Annotated in this window: 12 protein-coding genes and 2 pseudogenes; 9 read left to right on the top strand and 5 right to left on the bottom strand. The window is 46.3% G+C overall.

Annotation, left to right across the window (positions count from 1 at the left end; genetic code table 11):
* The first annotated feature begins 320 nt into the window (after positions 1-320).
* The 4 genes and pseudogenes from R7O03_RS15555 to R7O03_RS15565 all read left to right on the top strand — a co-directional run bounded on the left by R7O03_RS15555 (position 321) and on the right by R7O03_RS15565 (position 5,040).
* A complete protein-coding gene (locus tag R7O03_RS15555; RefSeq protein ID WP_025577788.1) occupies positions 321-1,235 on the top strand; it encodes a hypothetical protein in 915 nt (304 codons plus the stop codon).
* Between the two features lie 1,314 nt (positions 1,236-2,549).
* Positions 2,550-3,236, top strand: a pseudogene (locus R7O03_RS22770) (PAS domain-containing protein); the annotation flags it as partial.
* A 180-nt stretch (positions 3,237-3,416) separates the two neighbouring features.
* Positions 3,417-3,770, top strand: a pseudogene (locus R7O03_RS22775) (methyl-accepting chemotaxis protein); the annotation flags it as partial.
* A 391-nt stretch (positions 3,771-4,161) separates the two neighbouring features.
* Positions 4,162-5,040, top strand: coding sequence for a DMT family transporter (locus R7O03_RS15565; RefSeq protein WP_262665080.1), 879 nt, complete (start codon positions 4,162-4,164; stop codon positions 5,038-5,040).
* Between the two features lie 46 nt (positions 5,041-5,086).
* Here the strand turns inward: R7O03_RS15565 and R7O03_RS15570 are convergent, their stop codons facing one another.
* The 5 genes from R7O03_RS15570 to R7O03_RS15590 form a co-directional block, all read right to left on the bottom strand.
* Entirely contained in the window at positions 5,087-5,995 is a 909-nt protein-coding gene (locus R7O03_RS15570) for a hydroxymethylglutaryl-CoA lyase (protein ID WP_262665079.1), read from the bottom strand.
* Positions 5,995-6,834 (bottom strand): enoyl-CoA hydratase-related protein, encoded by an 840-nt coding sequence (locus R7O03_RS15575; RefSeq protein ID WP_064354630.1) that lies wholly within the window; start codon positions 6,832-6,834, stop codon positions 5,995-5,997. The genes R7O03_RS15570 and R7O03_RS15575 overlap by 1 nt, the downstream gene beginning before the upstream one ends.
* Positions 6,835-6,863: 29 nt before the next feature.
* Complete coding sequence (locus R7O03_RS15580) at positions 6,864-8,468, bottom strand: carboxyl transferase domain-containing protein (protein WP_318131829.1); 1,605 nt, start codon at positions 8,466-8,468, stop codon at positions 6,864-6,866.
* Between the two features lie 25 nt (positions 8,469-8,493).
* A complete protein-coding gene (locus R7O03_RS15585) occupies positions 8,494-9,663 on the bottom strand; it encodes an isovaleryl-CoA dehydrogenase (protein WP_262665077.1) in 1,170 nt (389 codons plus the stop codon).
* 66 nt (positions 9,664-9,729) lie between these two features.
* Positions 9,730-10,104 carry a MerR family transcriptional regulator gene (locus R7O03_RS15590; protein WP_017821195.1) on the bottom strand — a complete coding sequence of 125 codons (375 nt, stop codon included), beginning with the start codon at positions 10,102-10,104 and terminating at the stop codon, positions 9,730-9,732.
* A 275-nt stretch (positions 10,105-10,379) separates the two neighbouring features.
* Between R7O03_RS15590 and R7O03_RS15595 the strand changes: the two genes are divergently transcribed.
* From R7O03_RS15595 to R7O03_RS15615, 5 genes are read left to right on the top strand one after another with little or no spacing between them, the layout of a single operon-like run.
* Complete coding sequence (locus R7O03_RS15595) at positions 10,380-11,591, top strand: thiolase family protein (protein ID WP_005375769.1); 1,212 nt, start codon at positions 10,380-10,382, stop codon at positions 11,589-11,591.
* A 23-nt stretch (positions 11,592-11,614) separates the two neighbouring features.
* On the top strand, positions 11,615-13,108 hold the full coding sequence (locus R7O03_RS15600) for a CoA-acylating methylmalonate-semialdehyde dehydrogenase (RefSeq protein WP_213915508.1): 1,494 nt from the start codon (positions 11,615-11,617) through the stop codon (positions 13,106-13,108).
* Between the two features lie 19 nt (positions 13,109-13,127).
* Positions 13,128-14,282, top strand: coding sequence for an acyl-CoA dehydrogenase family protein (locus R7O03_RS15605; protein ID WP_262665076.1), 1,155 nt, complete (start codon positions 13,128-13,130; stop codon positions 14,280-14,282).
* 38 nt (positions 14,283-14,320) lie between these two features.
* Positions 14,321-15,106 carry an enoyl-CoA hydratase gene (locus tag R7O03_RS15610; RefSeq protein WP_318131830.1) on the top strand — a complete coding sequence of 262 codons (786 nt, stop codon included), beginning with the start codon at positions 14,321-14,323 and terminating at the stop codon, positions 15,104-15,106.
* 8 nt (positions 15,107-15,114) lie between these two features.
* Positions 15,115-16,254 carry an enoyl-CoA hydratase/isomerase family protein gene (locus R7O03_RS15615; protein WP_262665074.1) on the top strand — a complete coding sequence of 380 codons (1,140 nt, stop codon included), beginning with the start codon at positions 15,115-15,117 and terminating at the stop codon, positions 16,252-16,254.
* The last annotated feature ends 1 nt before the right edge of the window (position 16,255 follow it).

Below are 16,255 nucleotides of genomic sequence, written 5' to 3' on the forward strand. Positions count from 1 at the left end.
TGTTTTAGGCATCCAAAGCTTCATTTTATGAGTTTTGATATAAAGCCTGAAGACTAAGCTTGGGCTTTCTCTGCCAAACTTATCTTTGCCCCAAAATAAGCTGGAATAAATACTCTACAAAATTTGGTGCTTGCGTTTTACCCTACAAAAAGTTATCCGATAGAATACAAACCAACATAACTTGCCCCTTCACTATGCTTGTTTGACTTGGCAATTTGCCTATTTAACCAGTTAATTCCTCGAGGTATCTTGTTGGAGGATGATAAAGCACTGAAAATATTGTTATTATCCTTTTTCATTTACTAGTAAAACTAAACCCCATGAGATATGAATCCGCTCCTGTAGCTCCAGTAGAAAGACAAAAAACCACAAGAGAACGTACAGTACGTCAACGCCTAGAACGTCAGGAAGAGCTGAGATATACCGCGAGCGATGAGAAACGATGGGCTGAAAATAGAGAGCGCGTTCTTGCTGAACGCAAAGCTGCCCAACAAGCTTATGGCTTAACAGAAAAAGAATGGGACGATGATTTACAAAAGCAAGCTAAAGAATATCAATGGGACACCTCTCAACAAGAGAACGTCAGTATTGCCGTACTAACCGTTGAAGAAGCCAACGAGTATTTGGATTTGCTCATTAAAGACACGCACGGACAGCTCACTATAGGTAAGGACTACACTGGCGTTAGCAAGGGACTTAAAGACGCTTATGACGTGGCCAAAGATCTCGGTGGATTTGGGGCAACCGCCAAAGCCGTCAATATCAATGGTGTAATGAACATTGTGGTTGAGAACTACAAGCCTCGATATTTAGATTTAGGTGTCCGTTGGCAGGAAGCAACGCCTAAAATGCTTAAAATTGGCCACGCCCTAAACACCGTTCGAGGCAATGTCAGTTTCTTGAGCAGCAATATCTATGTAGAACTTGTGTTCAGTGGTGCGGTTAATGCAGTTGATTACATATTGCACGATGAAAAAACGCTAGGTGAGGTAGTAGGACAGTTTACATCGGATGTATCAAAAGGTGTGGTTGCTGGTGTGATTGCTCAAGGCATAACGATAGGGCTTAGAGTTGGAGTTACCGCAGCGTTTGCAGCGCCACCAACAGCGTTATTGTTGGGTTTCTTTGTGCTTACTGCTTTCGGTATTGGTAAAGTTGTTTCGGCTATTGATGACCAATACAAGTTCACCGAACCAATGAAAAAAGAAATTGAGAGGTTGATTGATGAAAATTAATCGTTTTCGCTCTGGACTATTTTTGGCGGCATGCATAGCATCATCATTGCTCATAGTCCCTTTCTCTACCAATGGCCTTTACGACTCAGAAAGTCTCCCAAATGTGGTCAAGATATACAGCCCACTAAATGACGCGTCATTACTGGCTCTTAGCTACGCAATGATCACTGCATCGTTATTGTCATTGATAGTATTCATTACTGGCCGATGCTTAAGATGGTTACCTAAAGTGGTTGTGTTAGTTCTAAGCTGCTTATTCTTGGCTTCCTTTGCATATGGTTGGCATACGAATGTATCAACAAAGCAAGAGCTTAATGAGAAAGGCTATATTGAATGTGTATCTGAACGGGAGCTTGCATTGAAGTTCTCAAGCAAAACTTATGTTCTTCCCCCCGAGACTTGCGATTAAAGGTTTAGTGAAGATGGCCACTAGCGAACTGGTGACCAATGAAAGTCAATAGCCGTTTACTTTTTGAGGAAGCTTGGTAATCACTGCCAATACTTCGTCACATAGCGCAGAGGCATCTTCATAGGGGCAATATCGTTAACGTCCACTGGGTGGTGCACGTCACGAATGTCCGAGCCAATTTTCAGCATTCTTACCATTCTTGGAGCTAACACTCCTTGGTTGGTTAATGGAATACTAATCCTACAGTTTGTAGTGGCCAAAGGAGTTTGGCCACGCATTTGAAGCCCATCCATACATAAACTAATCAGTATTTCGCTAATTTAGCAAAATCACTAACTCAAAAATGTCCAAAAGCTTGTTGGTCGGTGTGCTGTTATTGGTTGCTCCGTGCGTTGTTAATAGAAATACAAGCGAATAAGGAGTGGATAATCGCTCAAACGGCGGATGGAACAGCGATAAAACGGCAAAAACTATTGGAATTAAGTCAAGGTCCTTTTTTTAATGAAAAGGCTTATTGATCTGAACACAACACTTCTCCATATAAGTATATCCACAAATACAAACCTCAAACTGGCGATAAAGAGCTTTAATATTGATAAATATATAAACATCTTGGGCGCTGGAGAAATTTCAGTATACTGCGCTTAGGTTACACTGTAGAAAAAATCGCCGTATTCCCAGCGGGGTCCTTTGATGAGAAATAGAAATCGCGTTTGAATATGCAACCAAATGATTTTGCCGCTTGCAGTTTATTCGGTATACAAATAATAAACCTTTGACTAGTCCGAAGGTCGGTCAAATGAGAGAAAGTCATGTTTTTTAATAAGTCGCTTCAACAAGAAAATCAACGATTAAAGCAGGAGTTGCAAATCCTGCAGCAAATCCAAACCAGTTTAGATGAAGAGATGATCCGCTTAACATTGGATAGTAAAGGCATCATTACTTCTGCAAATACTAAGCTACAGCAAGAACTTTTCTTAAATGATGATGAGATCTTAACGAAATCAATTACTGAATTGGTACCGTCAAATTCGCGCAATACAGATCACTTTCATCGAATGAAGAAAGCCGTCCAAGATAAAGTGTTCTGGAATGGGGCATTGCAAGTACAGAAAGGTAATGGTGAGGAAGCCTGGTTAAGAACGATTATCCAGCCTGTTTTAAATGAGCGCAGAGAAGTAGAAAGCTTTTTTGTTTTTGCTTCTGAACTTACGCGAACGATCAAATCATCTCGTGAGCAAGAGGACATGCTAAATGCATTAAGTCGTTCTATGGCGGTGATTGAGTTCACATTAGATGGTCATGTTTTAAAAGCCAACGATAATTTCCTAAACACAATGGGTTATACGCTTGATCAGATTCTAGGGAAGCATCATCGCATGTTTTGTGATCAGGAAGAGTCGAGCTCTCAAGCTTACCGTGAGTTTTGGCAACGTTTAGCAAAAGGGCAATTTTCATCAGAGCGATTCAAACGAGTTAACCGTTATGGTGAAGAGGTGTGGTTAGAGGCTTCATATAACCCTATCCATAACGACAGAGGAGAGCTCTACAAGGTCGTTAAGTTCGCGACAGATATTACCCAGCAGGTGATGCAGGAACAGAAAATGGCCCAGGCTGCACAATTGGCGAACGAAATCTCCCAAGAAACTGGAACACAAACCCTGCAAGGGCAAGAGGTTATAGGCTCAACGTTAGAAAAGATGCAGATACTTTCCGAGCAAATGCAGCAAGCGAACACGGCGATTGACGAGCTTAAAGCGCACTCATCGCGTATTAGCGAGTTGGTAAATAGCATCAGTGGTATCGCTGACCAAACTAACTTATTGGCGTTAAATGCGGCGATAGAAGCGGCTCGTGCGGGTGAGCATGGTAGAGGCTTTGCCGTTGTTGCTGATGAAGTCAGACAGCTTGCTACAAGAACCAATGCAACCACCGATGAAATTGTCACAATGGTAAGTGAAAACCTACAGAGAACGGATAACGCAGTTAAGCTGATCGCTAAATGCCAAAAAGAAGCACTAGATACGCTAGAGCTCTCTGAAAAAGCAGGCAATGTGATGAATGAAATACAAGATGGCGCTAGCCGTGTTGTAGAGGCCGTGGAGCAATTTAACCGCTCGTTGTAGTTAATCAATAAGTTTTCATTGCAGAGGCGATTGGTAAAAAGCAATTCGCCTTATTCAACCTGTATTGAGGAGCGCTGAAGTCGCAATACTACTCCTGCCGCAGTCAAGTTAAGCGTTTTGAAGGGGAGGTAGTTCGACACCCGGTACAGGTTTTAGCCAGTTTGCTTGCTGTATAGAATGCTAAAGTAATTTAGTATGCGAAAAGGCTTGCCTTAAGACTTTGACTGCATTTAATGTATCTAGCAGCAGAACTTCAATCTGCGTGACAACAATACAGGAGAGGATCGGGCTTTCACTTTTTCGCTCGACACAAACCCCTTTCAAATTTACACAATAGCGCAGTAAAACTCTCTTGCTGCGCTATTGTGTGTTCCATATTTTGTGAGTACTTATGTTTAACTCAGAACGCAAAGCGACGGTTATTCTGGTTGCGACGACGATGATCGCGGCACTTGGCTGGATATTCTCTAAGGAAACAATACAGGGTTTACCACCTTTTGGCTTTATTGGGGCGCGATTTACTATCGCTTCGCTCTGCTTACTGCCTCTATGTTACCGACCTTTGCTGAAAGCAAACTTAAAAGATGTGCTTTCTGCTGGTGGTGTCGGGCTCCTGTTAGGCAGTGCCGTTATGACATGGATTTACGCTATTTCTATCAGTGATACTCTCGGGGAAGGCGCATTTATCATGAGCCTTTCCATGCTGTTTGTGCCGATTGTTGCATGGGTTATGTTTCGTCAACGACCACAACGAATTTTCTGGCTTTCTTTGCCTATCGCTGTATTAGGTCTTGCTTGTCTTTCTTTAGTTGGTGGCTGGAAACAATCGGCCAGTCAATTGTGGTTTCTTGGTGCAGCACTGGTTTTGGCGCTTCATTTTAATGTGAACAGCAAATACTCTCAAAAACTACCTGTGCTGCTGCTTACTTGCGTGCAACTTTTTTCAGCAGGTTGTTTAGGTTTGTTGGTTTCATTTTTTATGGAATCTTTCCCGGCAGAGGTGGACTCCTCTATTTGGTGGTGGTTTGCGTTGAGTACCTTATTAGCGACGAGCTTGCGTTACGTAATGCAAACCATGGGGCAAAAATTTGTTCAGGCAGGTAACGCTGCTCTAATTATGATATTAGAACCAGTTTGGACGGTTATTCTGAGCGTGCTGTGGTATGGCGAAGTGCTAACGGCAAATAAACTATTAGGTTGTGTGCTTATCTTATTTTCTCTAATTATTTATCGTACTGGCGGGCGGTTTCGCTTCCCTACTCGAAAGTAGAGCAAATTAACTTGGGTTGGGAGAATTTGAGGTGCCGGATGGCCTTCTACGAAAGTGATAATACGCGGTTACGCAATGCTAATGACACTTTTGATGTAGGCTGCCGACCCAGCTCTTCGCTGATCATCCAGCCAGCTTTAGCCAGTAGCTCTAAGTCAATCCCCGTCTCTATTCCTAACCCTTGGCATAAATACAGTACATCCTCCGTTGCGACATTCCCTGATGATCCATGAGCGTATGGGCATCCACCCAGCCCAGCTACACTACTGTCGATGGTATTGATGCCAATGCTCAGTGCCTGATAAATGTTGGTGAGAGCTTGTCCCCATGTGTCGTGGAAATGGACAGCAAGCCGGGGAAGAGGTGCAACCAACATGACGGCTTCTAGCATAGCAGCGATACGGTTTGGCGTGCCTGTACCGATTGTGTCGCCTAGAGACACCTCATAACACCCTAAATCGATGAGTGATTTGACCACGCTCGCCACTTGTTTAGGGGCTGTCGGGCCATCGTAAGGGCAGTCGGCAACGCAGGATAGATAGCCACGAACAGGGATGCCGTATTTGGTGGCTAATCGCATTACAGGTTCGAAGCGAGTTAGGCTTTCTGCAATCGAGCAATTGATATTGTGTTGGCAGAATCCTTCTGAGGATGAAGTGAAAATTGCGACCTGATTGGCGTCAGCCTCCAACGCTTGTTCTAAGCCTTTTAGGTTTGGAGTCAGGGCAGAGTAGGTAACATGATTTCGCCGTGTTATTGCTTTCATGACCTCTATTGAGTCCGCCATTTGTGGCACCCATTTGGGCGAAACAAAAGAGCCCGCCTCAATATGCGTTAACCCAGTATCAGAGAGTAAGTTGATCAGCCGGATTTTAGTCTGGGTCGCAACAGGAGGTTCATTTTGCAACCCATCTCTAGGACCTACTTCGACAATCTTTACTTTGGAAGGTAGCATTACTTGTCCTGTGACTTGGTGACCCAACTTGGGCTACGTTTTTCAAGAAACGCTTGCAGCCCATCTTGACCTTGGGGTGATACTCTAATGTCCGCAATGAGCTTGCTAGTATAGTGAATCAGTTGTTGATCGATGGGGTTTTGATGACATTGATGGCAGAGCGTTTTCGCTTTACGCATCGCATCTGGGCTATTAAGTAGCAACGTCTTGATTACGCTATCGACCGCATTTTCAAGCTGTTTGGCTTCTTTCACTTCGTGCACAATACCAAACCGTTCGGCATCTTCGGCTGAAATGACTTCACCACTTAAGATATAGCGTCTAGCTTGTCTATTCCCCATCGCGCGCATGACGTAAGGCGCAATGGTTGCTGGAACTAAACCAAGCCTAACTTCACTTAAGCAAAAGTTGGCACTTTGGCTTGCGATGGCGATATCACTACAACAAATCAAACCCAAAGCGCCACCATAAGCGGAACCTTGTACAACCGCGATGGTGGGTTGAGGGAACGAATCTAGTGTTTCCATGAGTCTTGCCAAGTTTTGGGCATCAACGAAGTTATCTTGCCTCGTGCTTTCGGCCATCGACTGCATCCAATTCAAATCGGCCCCGGATGAAAAATGCTTACCGTTACTTCTTAATACCAAGCACCGCACATCCGTTCGTAAAGCGAGATAATCTAGGCGGTGGATCAGCAAGTCGATCGTACAAGCGTCAAAAGCATTGTGTTTAGCTGTTCTGTTTAGGGTAATGGTCGCTACGCCATTATCATCGACATGCCAAAGAACATCATCTTGCCTTTGGGCGTTGGGAATAATGCTTGGTTGCATTTCCTGCATACTAACTTCCTTAATTCATCTTTGGATGTTTACATTCTGAAGACGCCAAACTCGCTATCAGGAATGGGGGCATTTAATGCTGCCGTTAACGCTTGACTCAACACCTGACGCGTTTTTTTAGGGTCAATAATTCCGTCATCCCATAGCCGAGCACTCGCAAAATAGGGATGTCCTTGTGTTTCATACAAGTCTATGATCGATTCTCTAAAAATGTGCTCTTCTTGCTCTGACCACGCTTCCCCCTGACGTTCCTTCGCGTCTTTTCGAACTTGTGTTAAAACGCCTGCTGCTTGTTCTCCGCCCATCACAGAAATACGCGCGTTCGGCCACATCCACATCATGGTTGGATCATACGCGCGGCCGCACATGCCGTAATTACCAGCGCCGTACGATCCACCGATGATCACGGTAAACTTCGGCACGTCAGCACAAGCGACGGCCATCACTAGCTTGGCGCCATGTTTTGCGATGCCTTCTTCTTCAACCTTTTTTCCGACCATAAAGCCGGTAATGTTTTGGAGAAAGAGAAGCGGTATTTTCCGTTTGGCGCACAGCTCAATAAAGTGCGCGCCTTTTTGTGCCGATTCAGAAAACAAGATACCGTTGTTTGCCACAATGCCAATCAAGTGTCCTTGAATACGAGCGAAACCACACACTAGCGTTCTGCCGTACAAGGCTTTGAATTCGTCGAAATCAGAATCATCGACGATGCGGGCAATAATTTCTCGAACGTCGAATGACAGTCGTAAGTTGGCATTCACGATTCCGTAGATTTCTTCAGCGTCGTAGCGGGGAGGTAGCACGGTGTTTTCTGGCTTAACAGGTCTTGTTCTATTGGCATTGGCAATGGCTTCTCTCGCAAGCATTAGGGCATGTTCATCATTTTCAGCGTAATAATCTGCGACACCAGATTTTCGACAATGCACGTCTGCACCGCCGAGCTCTTCACCCGTCACGACTTCGCCAGTGGCCGCTTTCACCAAAGGTGGCCCCGCCAAAAAAATGGTGCCTTGCTCTTTAACCATAATGGACACATCCGCCATGGCAGGAACGTACGCGCCCCCAGCAGTGCAAAGCCCCATCACAACAGCAACTTGGGGGATGCTTTTCGCTGACATTCTCGCTTGGTTAAAGAAAATGCGACCAAAGTGTTCTTTGTCGGGGAAGACGTCGGACTGATGAAGGAGATTTGCGCCACCGGAGTCCACCAAGTACACGCAGGGGAGTTGGCAACGTTGGGCAATCTCTTGCGCTCTAAGGTGTTTTTTTACCGTGAGTGGGTAGTAGGTTCCGCCTTTTACCGAAGCATCGTTGGCGATGACCATGCATTGAATCCCCTCTATGATACCAATGCCTGCGATAACACCAGCGCAGGGGATCGCTTCGTCATACACCTGCCAGGCGGCAAACTGGCTGATTTCAAGAAAGTCAGTGTTGTCATCAAGCAAGCGCGCGATGCGTTCTCGGGCGGGGAGTTTTCCTTTTTGCCTCTGGTGCTGAATGGCTTTTTCACCGCCGCCCTGTTTGATGGTCTCGATGTGTTGATTAAGTTGAGTGACCAACGTTTCCATCACAGCTTTATTGGAAAGAAATAACTCGTCAGTTGGCTTAGTTTTACTTTTGATAATGGCCATAATGACTTCCTTGTCGTATGTTCCGTTAGCGAGATTCTTCGAACAGCTCTCGGCCTATTAACATGCGGCGAATCTCTGAGGTACCCGCGCCGATTTCATAAAGCTTTGCATCACGTAGCAAACGACCAGCAGGGTATTCATTGATGTAGCCATTCCCACCGAGCAGTTGTATTGCATCGAGTGCCATTTGTGTGGCGAGTTCTGCACTGTACAAAATCGCGCCAGCGGCGTCTTTGCGTGTTGCGTTACCTCGATCACAAGCCGCTGCGACGGTATATACATACGCTTTTGCTGCACTCATTCGAGAGTACATATCGGCGATCTTGCCCTGAACTAACTGAAACTCGCCAATGGGTTTTCCAAACTGCTCTCGTTCATGTACGTACGGGACCACAATGTCCATGCAAGCTTGCATTATCCCGAGTGGTCCGGCAGCGAGGACGACGCGCTCGTAATCCAGCCCACTCATTAACACCTCGACGCCTTGATTCAACTCGCCAAGAATATTCTCTTTTGGCACTACGCAATGGTTAAATACAAGTTCGCAAGTATTCGAGCCTCTCATGCCTAGTTTGTCCAGCTTTTGTGCATGAGTGAAACCTGCGAAGTTACGTTCAATAATGAATGCGGTAATGCCACGTGAACCTGCGCTGACATCCGTTTTAGCGTAAAGCACCACTACGTCAGCATCGGGCCCGTTTGTTATCCACATTTTGTTGCCATTCAGTACAAAATGGTCGCTCTTGTTCTCCGCTTTCAGTTGCATGCTTATCACGTCTGAACCGGCATTGGGCTCACTCATCGCTAGGGCGCCAACGTGCGTACCATCAATGAGTTTTGGAAGGTATTTTTCGCGTTGAGAAGGCGTGCCGTTACGAAAGATTTGGTTGACGCACAGGTTAGAATGAGCGCCGTAGCTTAAAGCGACAGATGCAGAGGCACGGCTGATTTCTTCCATGGCAACAACGTGAGCGAGGTATCCCATGCCTGCACCACCAAGCTCTTCATCGACGGTCACACCAAGCAACCCCATTTCTCCGAACAAAGGCCATAAATGATTCGGGAACTGGTTATCGCGGTCTATCTCAGCGGCGATGGGCGCAATATGTTCCGTAGCAAAGGCATTAACGTGTTCTCGGAGCATATCGATGGTATCACCAAGTCCGAAATTGAGTGGGGTATAGGTGCTTTTCATAACGTCTCCCGGTATCAGAGGTAAGGTGGAAAAGCCGATAGCGGTGTTGCTAATTGAGTATAGCGTTTATGTCTGCTTGCTTTTGAGCGTTTGAATACAACGCTCCTTAGCGGCATTCAACTCTGCCATAACGACGCTGATGTCGTTGAGTTGTTGCTGTAGGACGGCTTGTTTCTCTTCAATGATATTGAGCATTTTCAATAACTGTCCTTCGGTTTGTTGCATGTCGTAGAGCTCGAAAAGTTCACGAATTTCTGCCAACGAAAAACCGAGTCGTTTCCCTCTTAAAATCAGTTTGAGGCGAATTCTATCCCTGCGTTGATAAACGCGCATATTGCCTTTTCGCTCTGGTTCAATCAGACCCACGTCTTCATAAAACCGGATACTGCGAGTAGTAATATCAAACTCCTTGGCGAGGTCACTGATCTTGTATTTTTCCATAACATACTTACCTCGAATAAAAATCCAGTTTCTGGAAATCGAACCTTAAATGGGAAGGCCGAACATCAACTTTGAAATATAAACGTCTGCTTGGTGTATTTTTTCATCTCATTGTAAAGGCTAGTGCTATGCTTACGTAAACGTCAAGAAATCGCGGAATGAAAGTTTGTTAGTGAAAAAGGCGATAAAGGCTGGTGCGGCGCTTGGTGAGTAATTTTATGTAGGGTGTCATCAGTCTGCCAAGTGTTCACATATACCTTAAGGGAATGCGAATCATGGGAAAAGACATCTGGATTGTCAGCGCGAAAAGAACGCCAATTGGGCGCTTTCAAGGCAAGTTGCAAACTTACTCTGCTCCTCAATTAGGCGCACTGGCGATCAAGGCGGCAATGCACGAAGTGAATGTAACTTCGGTGGATGAAGTGTTCATGGGATGTGTGCTTCCAGCAGGGTGTGGACAAGCTCCTGCGAGGCAAGCATCTATGGGGGCAGATCTTCCTTTGGGTGTAGGGTGTACCACCATTAACAAAGTGTGTGGCTCTGGCATGAAGAGCGTCATGTTAGCGCACGATCTCATTAAAGCTGGAACGATTCGCTCAGCCATTGCTGGTGGTATGGAAAGTATGACCAATGCGCCGTATTTGCTGAGGGAGGCGAGAAAGGGAATGCGTATGGGGCACCAGTCTGCGTATGACCACATGTTTCTCGATGGGCTACAAGATGCTTACGAAGGGCACTTAATGGGTGTTTATGCTCAGCAAGTCGCTGACAGGCTTAAGTTCACCAGAGAGCAAATGGATGAATGGGCCGTGATGTCGGCAAAGCGTGCGTTGGAAGCTCAAGAGCGAGGCTTGTTTGCCGATGAACTTTCGCCGGTTTCACTCAATACCAAGTCAGAACAAGCGGTGCTGGACTACGATGAGCACCCTCGCTCGATTGACCTTGGTAAAATTCCTCAACTCAAACCTGCATTCGATGAAAAAGGTACGGTGACCGCTGCTAATTCGAGTGCCATTTCTGATGGCGCGGCGGCTCTTGTGCTTATGGATGAAGACACTGCGCGTCATCAGGGGCTTAAACCACTTGCGATCATCAAGGCGCACTCTACACATGCCAGAAAACCTGCAGAATTTACTTTGGCACCCGTCTACGCAATTGAGCAACTGCTGTTCCAGCTAGATTGGTCAATTTATGAAGTGGACCTGTGGGAAATCAATGAAGCCTTTGCCGTCGTGACACAAATAGCGGTGGCGGAACTTGGACTAGATACGAGCAAAGTAAATATTAAAGGTGGAGCTTGTGCGCTTGGACATCCGATAGGGGCTAGTGGCGCACGAATTCTGGTGACATTGATTCACAGTTTACGTCAGCTACAAGCGTTAGGCACCAATGGTGATCTCGAAGCCAAAAAAGTGATGCGGGGTGTTGCATCACTTTGTATCGGTGGTGGAGAAGCCACGGCGATAGGCATTGAAATACCGCTTTAATTGAAATCAGAAAGGAGTAAATGATGACTCGTTTGGTTCCCTTGTTTATTGGTGGCGAGTTTCGTGAATCTCAAACATCGGATTGGGTTGAGGTAACCAATCCTGCCACTAATGATGTCATTGCGTACGTTCCATGTTCCACAGAGCACGAGATGGAAGCCGCCATTGATAATGCGAAAGAGACATTCCAATCCTGGAAGGAAGTGGCAGTATCCGAGCGTGCCAGAGTCATGCTTCGTTATCAGCACTTGCTCAAAGAGCATCATGATGAGCTTGCCACACTGCTTTCTCATGAAACGGGTAAGATTTTAGCGGATGCTAAAGGCGATGTGTGGCGAGGCATAGAGGTTGTTGAGCAGGCTGCAAATATTGCCAGCAACATGATGGGCGAAACCGTCGAAAACGTTGCCACGGATATTGATAGTTACTCAATGATTCAGCCCCTAGGTGTGTGTTGCGGCATTACGCCATTTAACTTTCCTGCCATGATTCCGTTGTGGATGTTCCCAATCGCTATCGCTGCGGGCAATACATTTGTGCTTAAACCCTCCGAACAGGTGCCGTTGACCTCTATTCGTTTAGCTGAACTATTTGAGCAAGCTGGCGCGCCGGAAGGAGTGTTGCAGATCGTTCATGGCCGCAAAGAGCAAGTCGACTTTCTTCTGGCTCATCCTGATATTCGAGCGGTGTCATTTGTTGGCTCGGTTCCCGTTGCCCGTTATATCTACACCACAGGGACTAAACATTTTAAACGGGTTCAAGCTTTTGCTGGTGCAAAGAATCACATGGTGATCATGCCTGATGCAAACAAAGATCAAGTGGTGAATAACCTAATCGGAGCCTCCGTAGGGGCTGCGGGGCAGCGTTGTATGGCAATTTCTGTTGCGGTATTTGTCGGTGATTCAAAACAATGGATTACAGACCTCAAACAGGCAATGGCGAAAGTACACCCAGGGCCTTGGGACGATGAGCAAGCTGCTTATGGCCCACTGATCAGTGAGCAAGCTAAACAACGCGTATTGGACCTAATTGAAGATGGCAAACAACAAGGCGCAGTGTGTGAACTCGATGGCAGTCAGTGTGAAGTGGAAGGCTTTCCCGATGGAAACTGGATTGGCCCAACCTTGTTTAGCGGTGTAACAGCGAACATGTCGATTTACACGCAAGAGATATTTGGCCCTGTCTTAGTTTGTATGGAAGTCGAAACGTTGCAAGAAGCTATTGAGTTAGTGAATCGCAACCCTTACGGCAATGGAACTTCTATATTTACCGCTAATGGCGCTGCTGCGAGAAAATATCAGCATGACATTCAAGTCGGTCAGGTTGGGATCAATGTGCCTATTCCAGTCCCTTTACCATTTTTCTCCTTTACTGGTTGGAGAGGCAGTTTCTATGGTGATTTACATGCGTATGGTAAACAAGCGGTACGTTTTTATACCGAGACCAAAACGGTGACGGCGCGTTGGTTTGATGACGATATTCCAACGGGGCCTAATTTGACCATCCAACTGCGCTGAGTGAATAAAAGGAGCTTTTATGGACTTTGAACTTAATGAAGATCAACGTGCATTTGCCGATACCGCTCAACAATTTGCCGATGAGCGTTTAGCACCGATGGCGGCGGAGTGGGATGAAAAGCAGATTTTCCCCAAAGACGTATTGAGAGAGGCGGGGGAACTGGGGTTTCTCAGTCTCTACACACCAGAAGAACATGGCGGCTTAGGGTTAAGCCGTTTGGATGCTTCAATTATCTTTGAACAACTGGCCATGGGATGTACGTCCACTACGGCGTTTATGACGATTCACAACATGGTCAGTTGGATGATAGCCAGTTTTGCTACCGATGAAGCCAAAACGCAGTTCTGTCCGAAATTAGTTACGGGGGAGTGGTTAGGCTCCTATTGCTTAACTGAGCCTAACGCAGGATCAGACGCCGCTGCACTGACCACTTCCGCTACAAAAAAGGGAGATAAGTATGTCATCAACGGCGGCAAAACCTTTATCTCTGGCGCAGGAGAGACAGATGTTTTGGTCGTGATGGCGCGAACCGGAGAAGCGGGTGCCAAAGGCGTGTCTGCATTTGTTGTTCCTGCTCACGCAGATGGTATCAGCTATGGGCGCAAAGAACCCAAAATGGGTTGGAACAGCCAACCAACACGAGCGGTTACTTTTGAAAATGTCGTTATTCCAGCTAGCCATTTACTGGGCGAAGAAGGGAAAGGTTTTGTCTTTGCGATGAAAGGGCTTGATGGAGGGCGTATAAATATTGCGACCTGTTCCGTCGGTACGGCTCAACAGGCCCTTGAACAGGCGACACAATACATTCAGGAGCGTAAGCAGTTCGGCAAGTCGCTTGCGCAGTTTCAAGCCTTACAATTCAAATTAGCAGACATGGCGACAGAGCTAGTGGCTGCTCGGCAGTTAGTGCGCTATGCCGCCAGCAAGCTCGACCGAAATGACCCAGATGCCACGGCTTATTGCGCGATGGCAAAACGGTTCGCAACCGATGTGGGCTTTCAGGTTTGCGACCAAGCGCTGCAGCTTTATGGCGGCTATGGTTACATCAAAGAGTATCCAATGGAGCGTCATTTCAGAGATGTGCGTGTGCATCAAATTCTGGAGGGAACGAACGAAATCATGCGCTTGATCATCGCGCGCCGTTTGCTCTCTGAGGAGTCGGCCTTGCTGTAGCGAAGTATTGGATTTGCTCATTGAGAAAGGATTCAGATATGCCATTAACCCAAGAAGCCATTCAACATACGATCACTAATCACGTTGCGGTGGTGACGATAAACAACCCGCCAGCCAATACGTGGACAGCAGAGAGCCTCAAGGTACTGAAGTCGCTGATACTCACACTTAACAATGATAAGCAGGTCTACGCACTGGTTTTAACCGGCAGTGGAGAAAAGTTTTTCTCTGCTGGTGCAGATCTCAAGCTATTTTCTGACGGTGACAAAGCGGTTGCGTTAGACATGGCGCGATGCTTTGGTGAAGCCTTTGAAATGCTCTCGGAATTCCGTGGTGTTTCCATTGCCGCTATTAATGGTTACGCCATGGGTGGAGGTTTAGAAGTGGCATTAGCTTGTGATATTCGAGTCGTTGAAGAGCAAGCGGTACTTGCTTTACCTGAAGCCAAAGTCGGACTTTTGCCCTGCGCTGGCGGTACCCAAAACCTCACAGCGTTAGTAGGGGAAGGCTGGGCAAAGCGTATCATTTTATGTGGAGAGCAAGTCAGCGCTGACAAAGCAAAAGAACTAGGCCTAGTTGAGGAGTTGGTTCCCAAAGGTGAAGCTTTAAGTAAAGCGCTGGAACTTGCTGAATCTGTTGCGAACCAGTCACCATCTTCTGTCGCCGCATGTAAGGCGCTCATTCAAAATATGCGCTCTGCGCCACTTAAGCACGGCTTAATGAAAGAGCGAGAGTTGTTTCTGAATCTTTTTGATACGGAAGATCAAGTCGAGGGTGTTCGCGCCTTTTTAGAAAAACGCCCACCGCAATGGAAAAACCGATAGGAGGCCACATGGCAGGGATGGTAACCATCAGTGAAATAGAGTGCTTAGATGGCGTGCACCGCATTGGTATCGCAACGTTAGACAACACCGCTTCATTGAATGCATTGACGTATGACATGTTAGTCCAACTTAACGATCAGCTTGTCAAGTGGCAAGACGATCCGCATGTGACTTGTGTGGTACTTACTGGCGCTGGAGAAAAAGCATTCTGTGCTGGTGGCGATGTTCGAGCTATGTATCACGTCATGCATAACGAGAGTAAAGAAAAAATCGTAGAGTTCTGTACGAACTATTTCTCGTTGGAGTATGAGTGTGACTATCTCATCCACACTTACAACAAACCCATTATCGGTTGGGGAGAAGGCATTGTCATGGGCGGTGGGATGGGGCTTTTTATGGGAACCAGCCATAACGTTGTGACAACAACATCACGCCTTGCTATGCCAGAAATCAATATCGGACTGTATCCTGATGTGGGAGGTACGTGGTTTTTAAGCCAGATAGATCCGCAAGTGGGCTTATTCCTCGGATTGACAGGTTCAATGGTAAATTCAAGTGACGCTGTCACTATTGGTTTGGCCGATTGGTTACTGTTGGAAGAGCAGTATCCCACCTTACTGGATGAGCTAAAGCGGCTCCAGTGGGGCAAAGAAGATGCGAAAGAGTTGGTAACTGCGCTACTAAAATTAATGGAAGAACAGGTTATTGATAGCAAACCAACCACGCAAATTTGTCCATACTTAGATCAGATAGAGGAAGCGTGCAAAGGCTTTGATCTTAATGCGATAGCACAGCGAATCATGACTATCGAAGGGAATAGCCAGTGGATAGAAAACGCGAAACAAACGTTCGCATCGGGCAGTCCGATCACCGCGCATATTTGCTTTAGACAAGTGAAAGAGTACCACAGCTTACCGCTTGCAGATTGCTTCCGTTTAGAGTTGAGTTTGTCGGTTCGCAGTGCCTTATTAGGTGAGTTTAAAGAGGGCGTCCGTTCTCGGCTCATTGACCGGGATGGCGAGCCGAGCTGGATATTTAACAGTGTCAGTGAAGTCGATGAAGATGTTATCGATACTTTGTTTACCTCGCTTTGGTCAGATAACGAGCATCCGCTTGCTAATTTGGGTGAACAAACACTAGGTCAATAAG

It is taken from the genome of Vibrio sp. Vb2960 (assembly GCF_033337665.1).
In the GTDB taxonomy this organism is placed as follows: domain Bacteria; phylum Pseudomonadota; class Gammaproteobacteria; order Enterobacterales; family Vibrionaceae; genus Vibrio; species Vibrio alginolyticus.

Bases quoted from the DNA above. Each gene is read 5' to 3' on its own strand.
- R7O03_RS15615 (WP_262665074.1), top strand. From the start codon at position 15,115: ATGGCAGGGATGGTAACCATCAGTGAAATAGAGTGCTTAGATGGCGTG.
- R7O03_RS15595 (WP_005375769.1), top strand. From the start codon at position 10,380: ATGGGAAAAGACATCTGGATTGTCAGCGCGAAAAGAACGCCAATTGGG.
- R7O03_RS15610 (WP_318131830.1), top strand. From the start codon at position 14,321: ATGCCATTAACCCAAGAAGCCATTCAACATACGATCACTAATCACGTT.
- R7O03_RS15590 (WP_017821195.1), bottom strand. From the start codon at position 10,104: ATGGAAAAATACAAGATCAGTGACCTCGCCAAGGAGTTTGATATTACT.
- R7O03_RS15555 (WP_025577788.1), top strand. From the start codon at position 321: ATGAGATATGAATCCGCTCCTGTAGCTCCAGTAGAAAGACAAAAAACC.
- R7O03_RS15580 (WP_318131829.1), bottom strand. From the start codon at position 8,468: ATGGCCATTATCAAAAGTAAAACTAAGCCAACTGACGAGTTATTTCTT.
- R7O03_RS15585 (WP_262665077.1), bottom strand. From the start codon at position 9,663: ATGAAAAGCACCTATACCCCACTCAATTTCGGACTTGGTGATACCATC.
- R7O03_RS15605 (WP_262665076.1), top strand. From the start codon at position 13,128: ATGGACTTTGAACTTAATGAAGATCAACGTGCATTTGCCGATACCGCT.
- R7O03_RS15565 (WP_262665080.1), top strand. From the start codon at position 4,162: ATGTTTAACTCAGAACGCAAAGCGACGGTTATTCTGGTTGCGACGACG.
- R7O03_RS15600 (WP_213915508.1), top strand. From the start codon at position 11,615: ATGACTCGTTTGGTTCCCTTGTTTATTGGTGGCGAGTTTCGTGAATCT.
- R7O03_RS15575 (WP_064354630.1), bottom strand. From the start codon at position 6,834: ATGCAGGAAATGCAACCAAGCATTATTCCCAACGCCCAAAGGCAAGAT.
- R7O03_RS15570 (WP_262665079.1), bottom strand. From the start codon at position 5,995: ATGCTACCTTCCAAAGTAAAGATTGTCGAAGTAGGTCCTAGAGATGGG.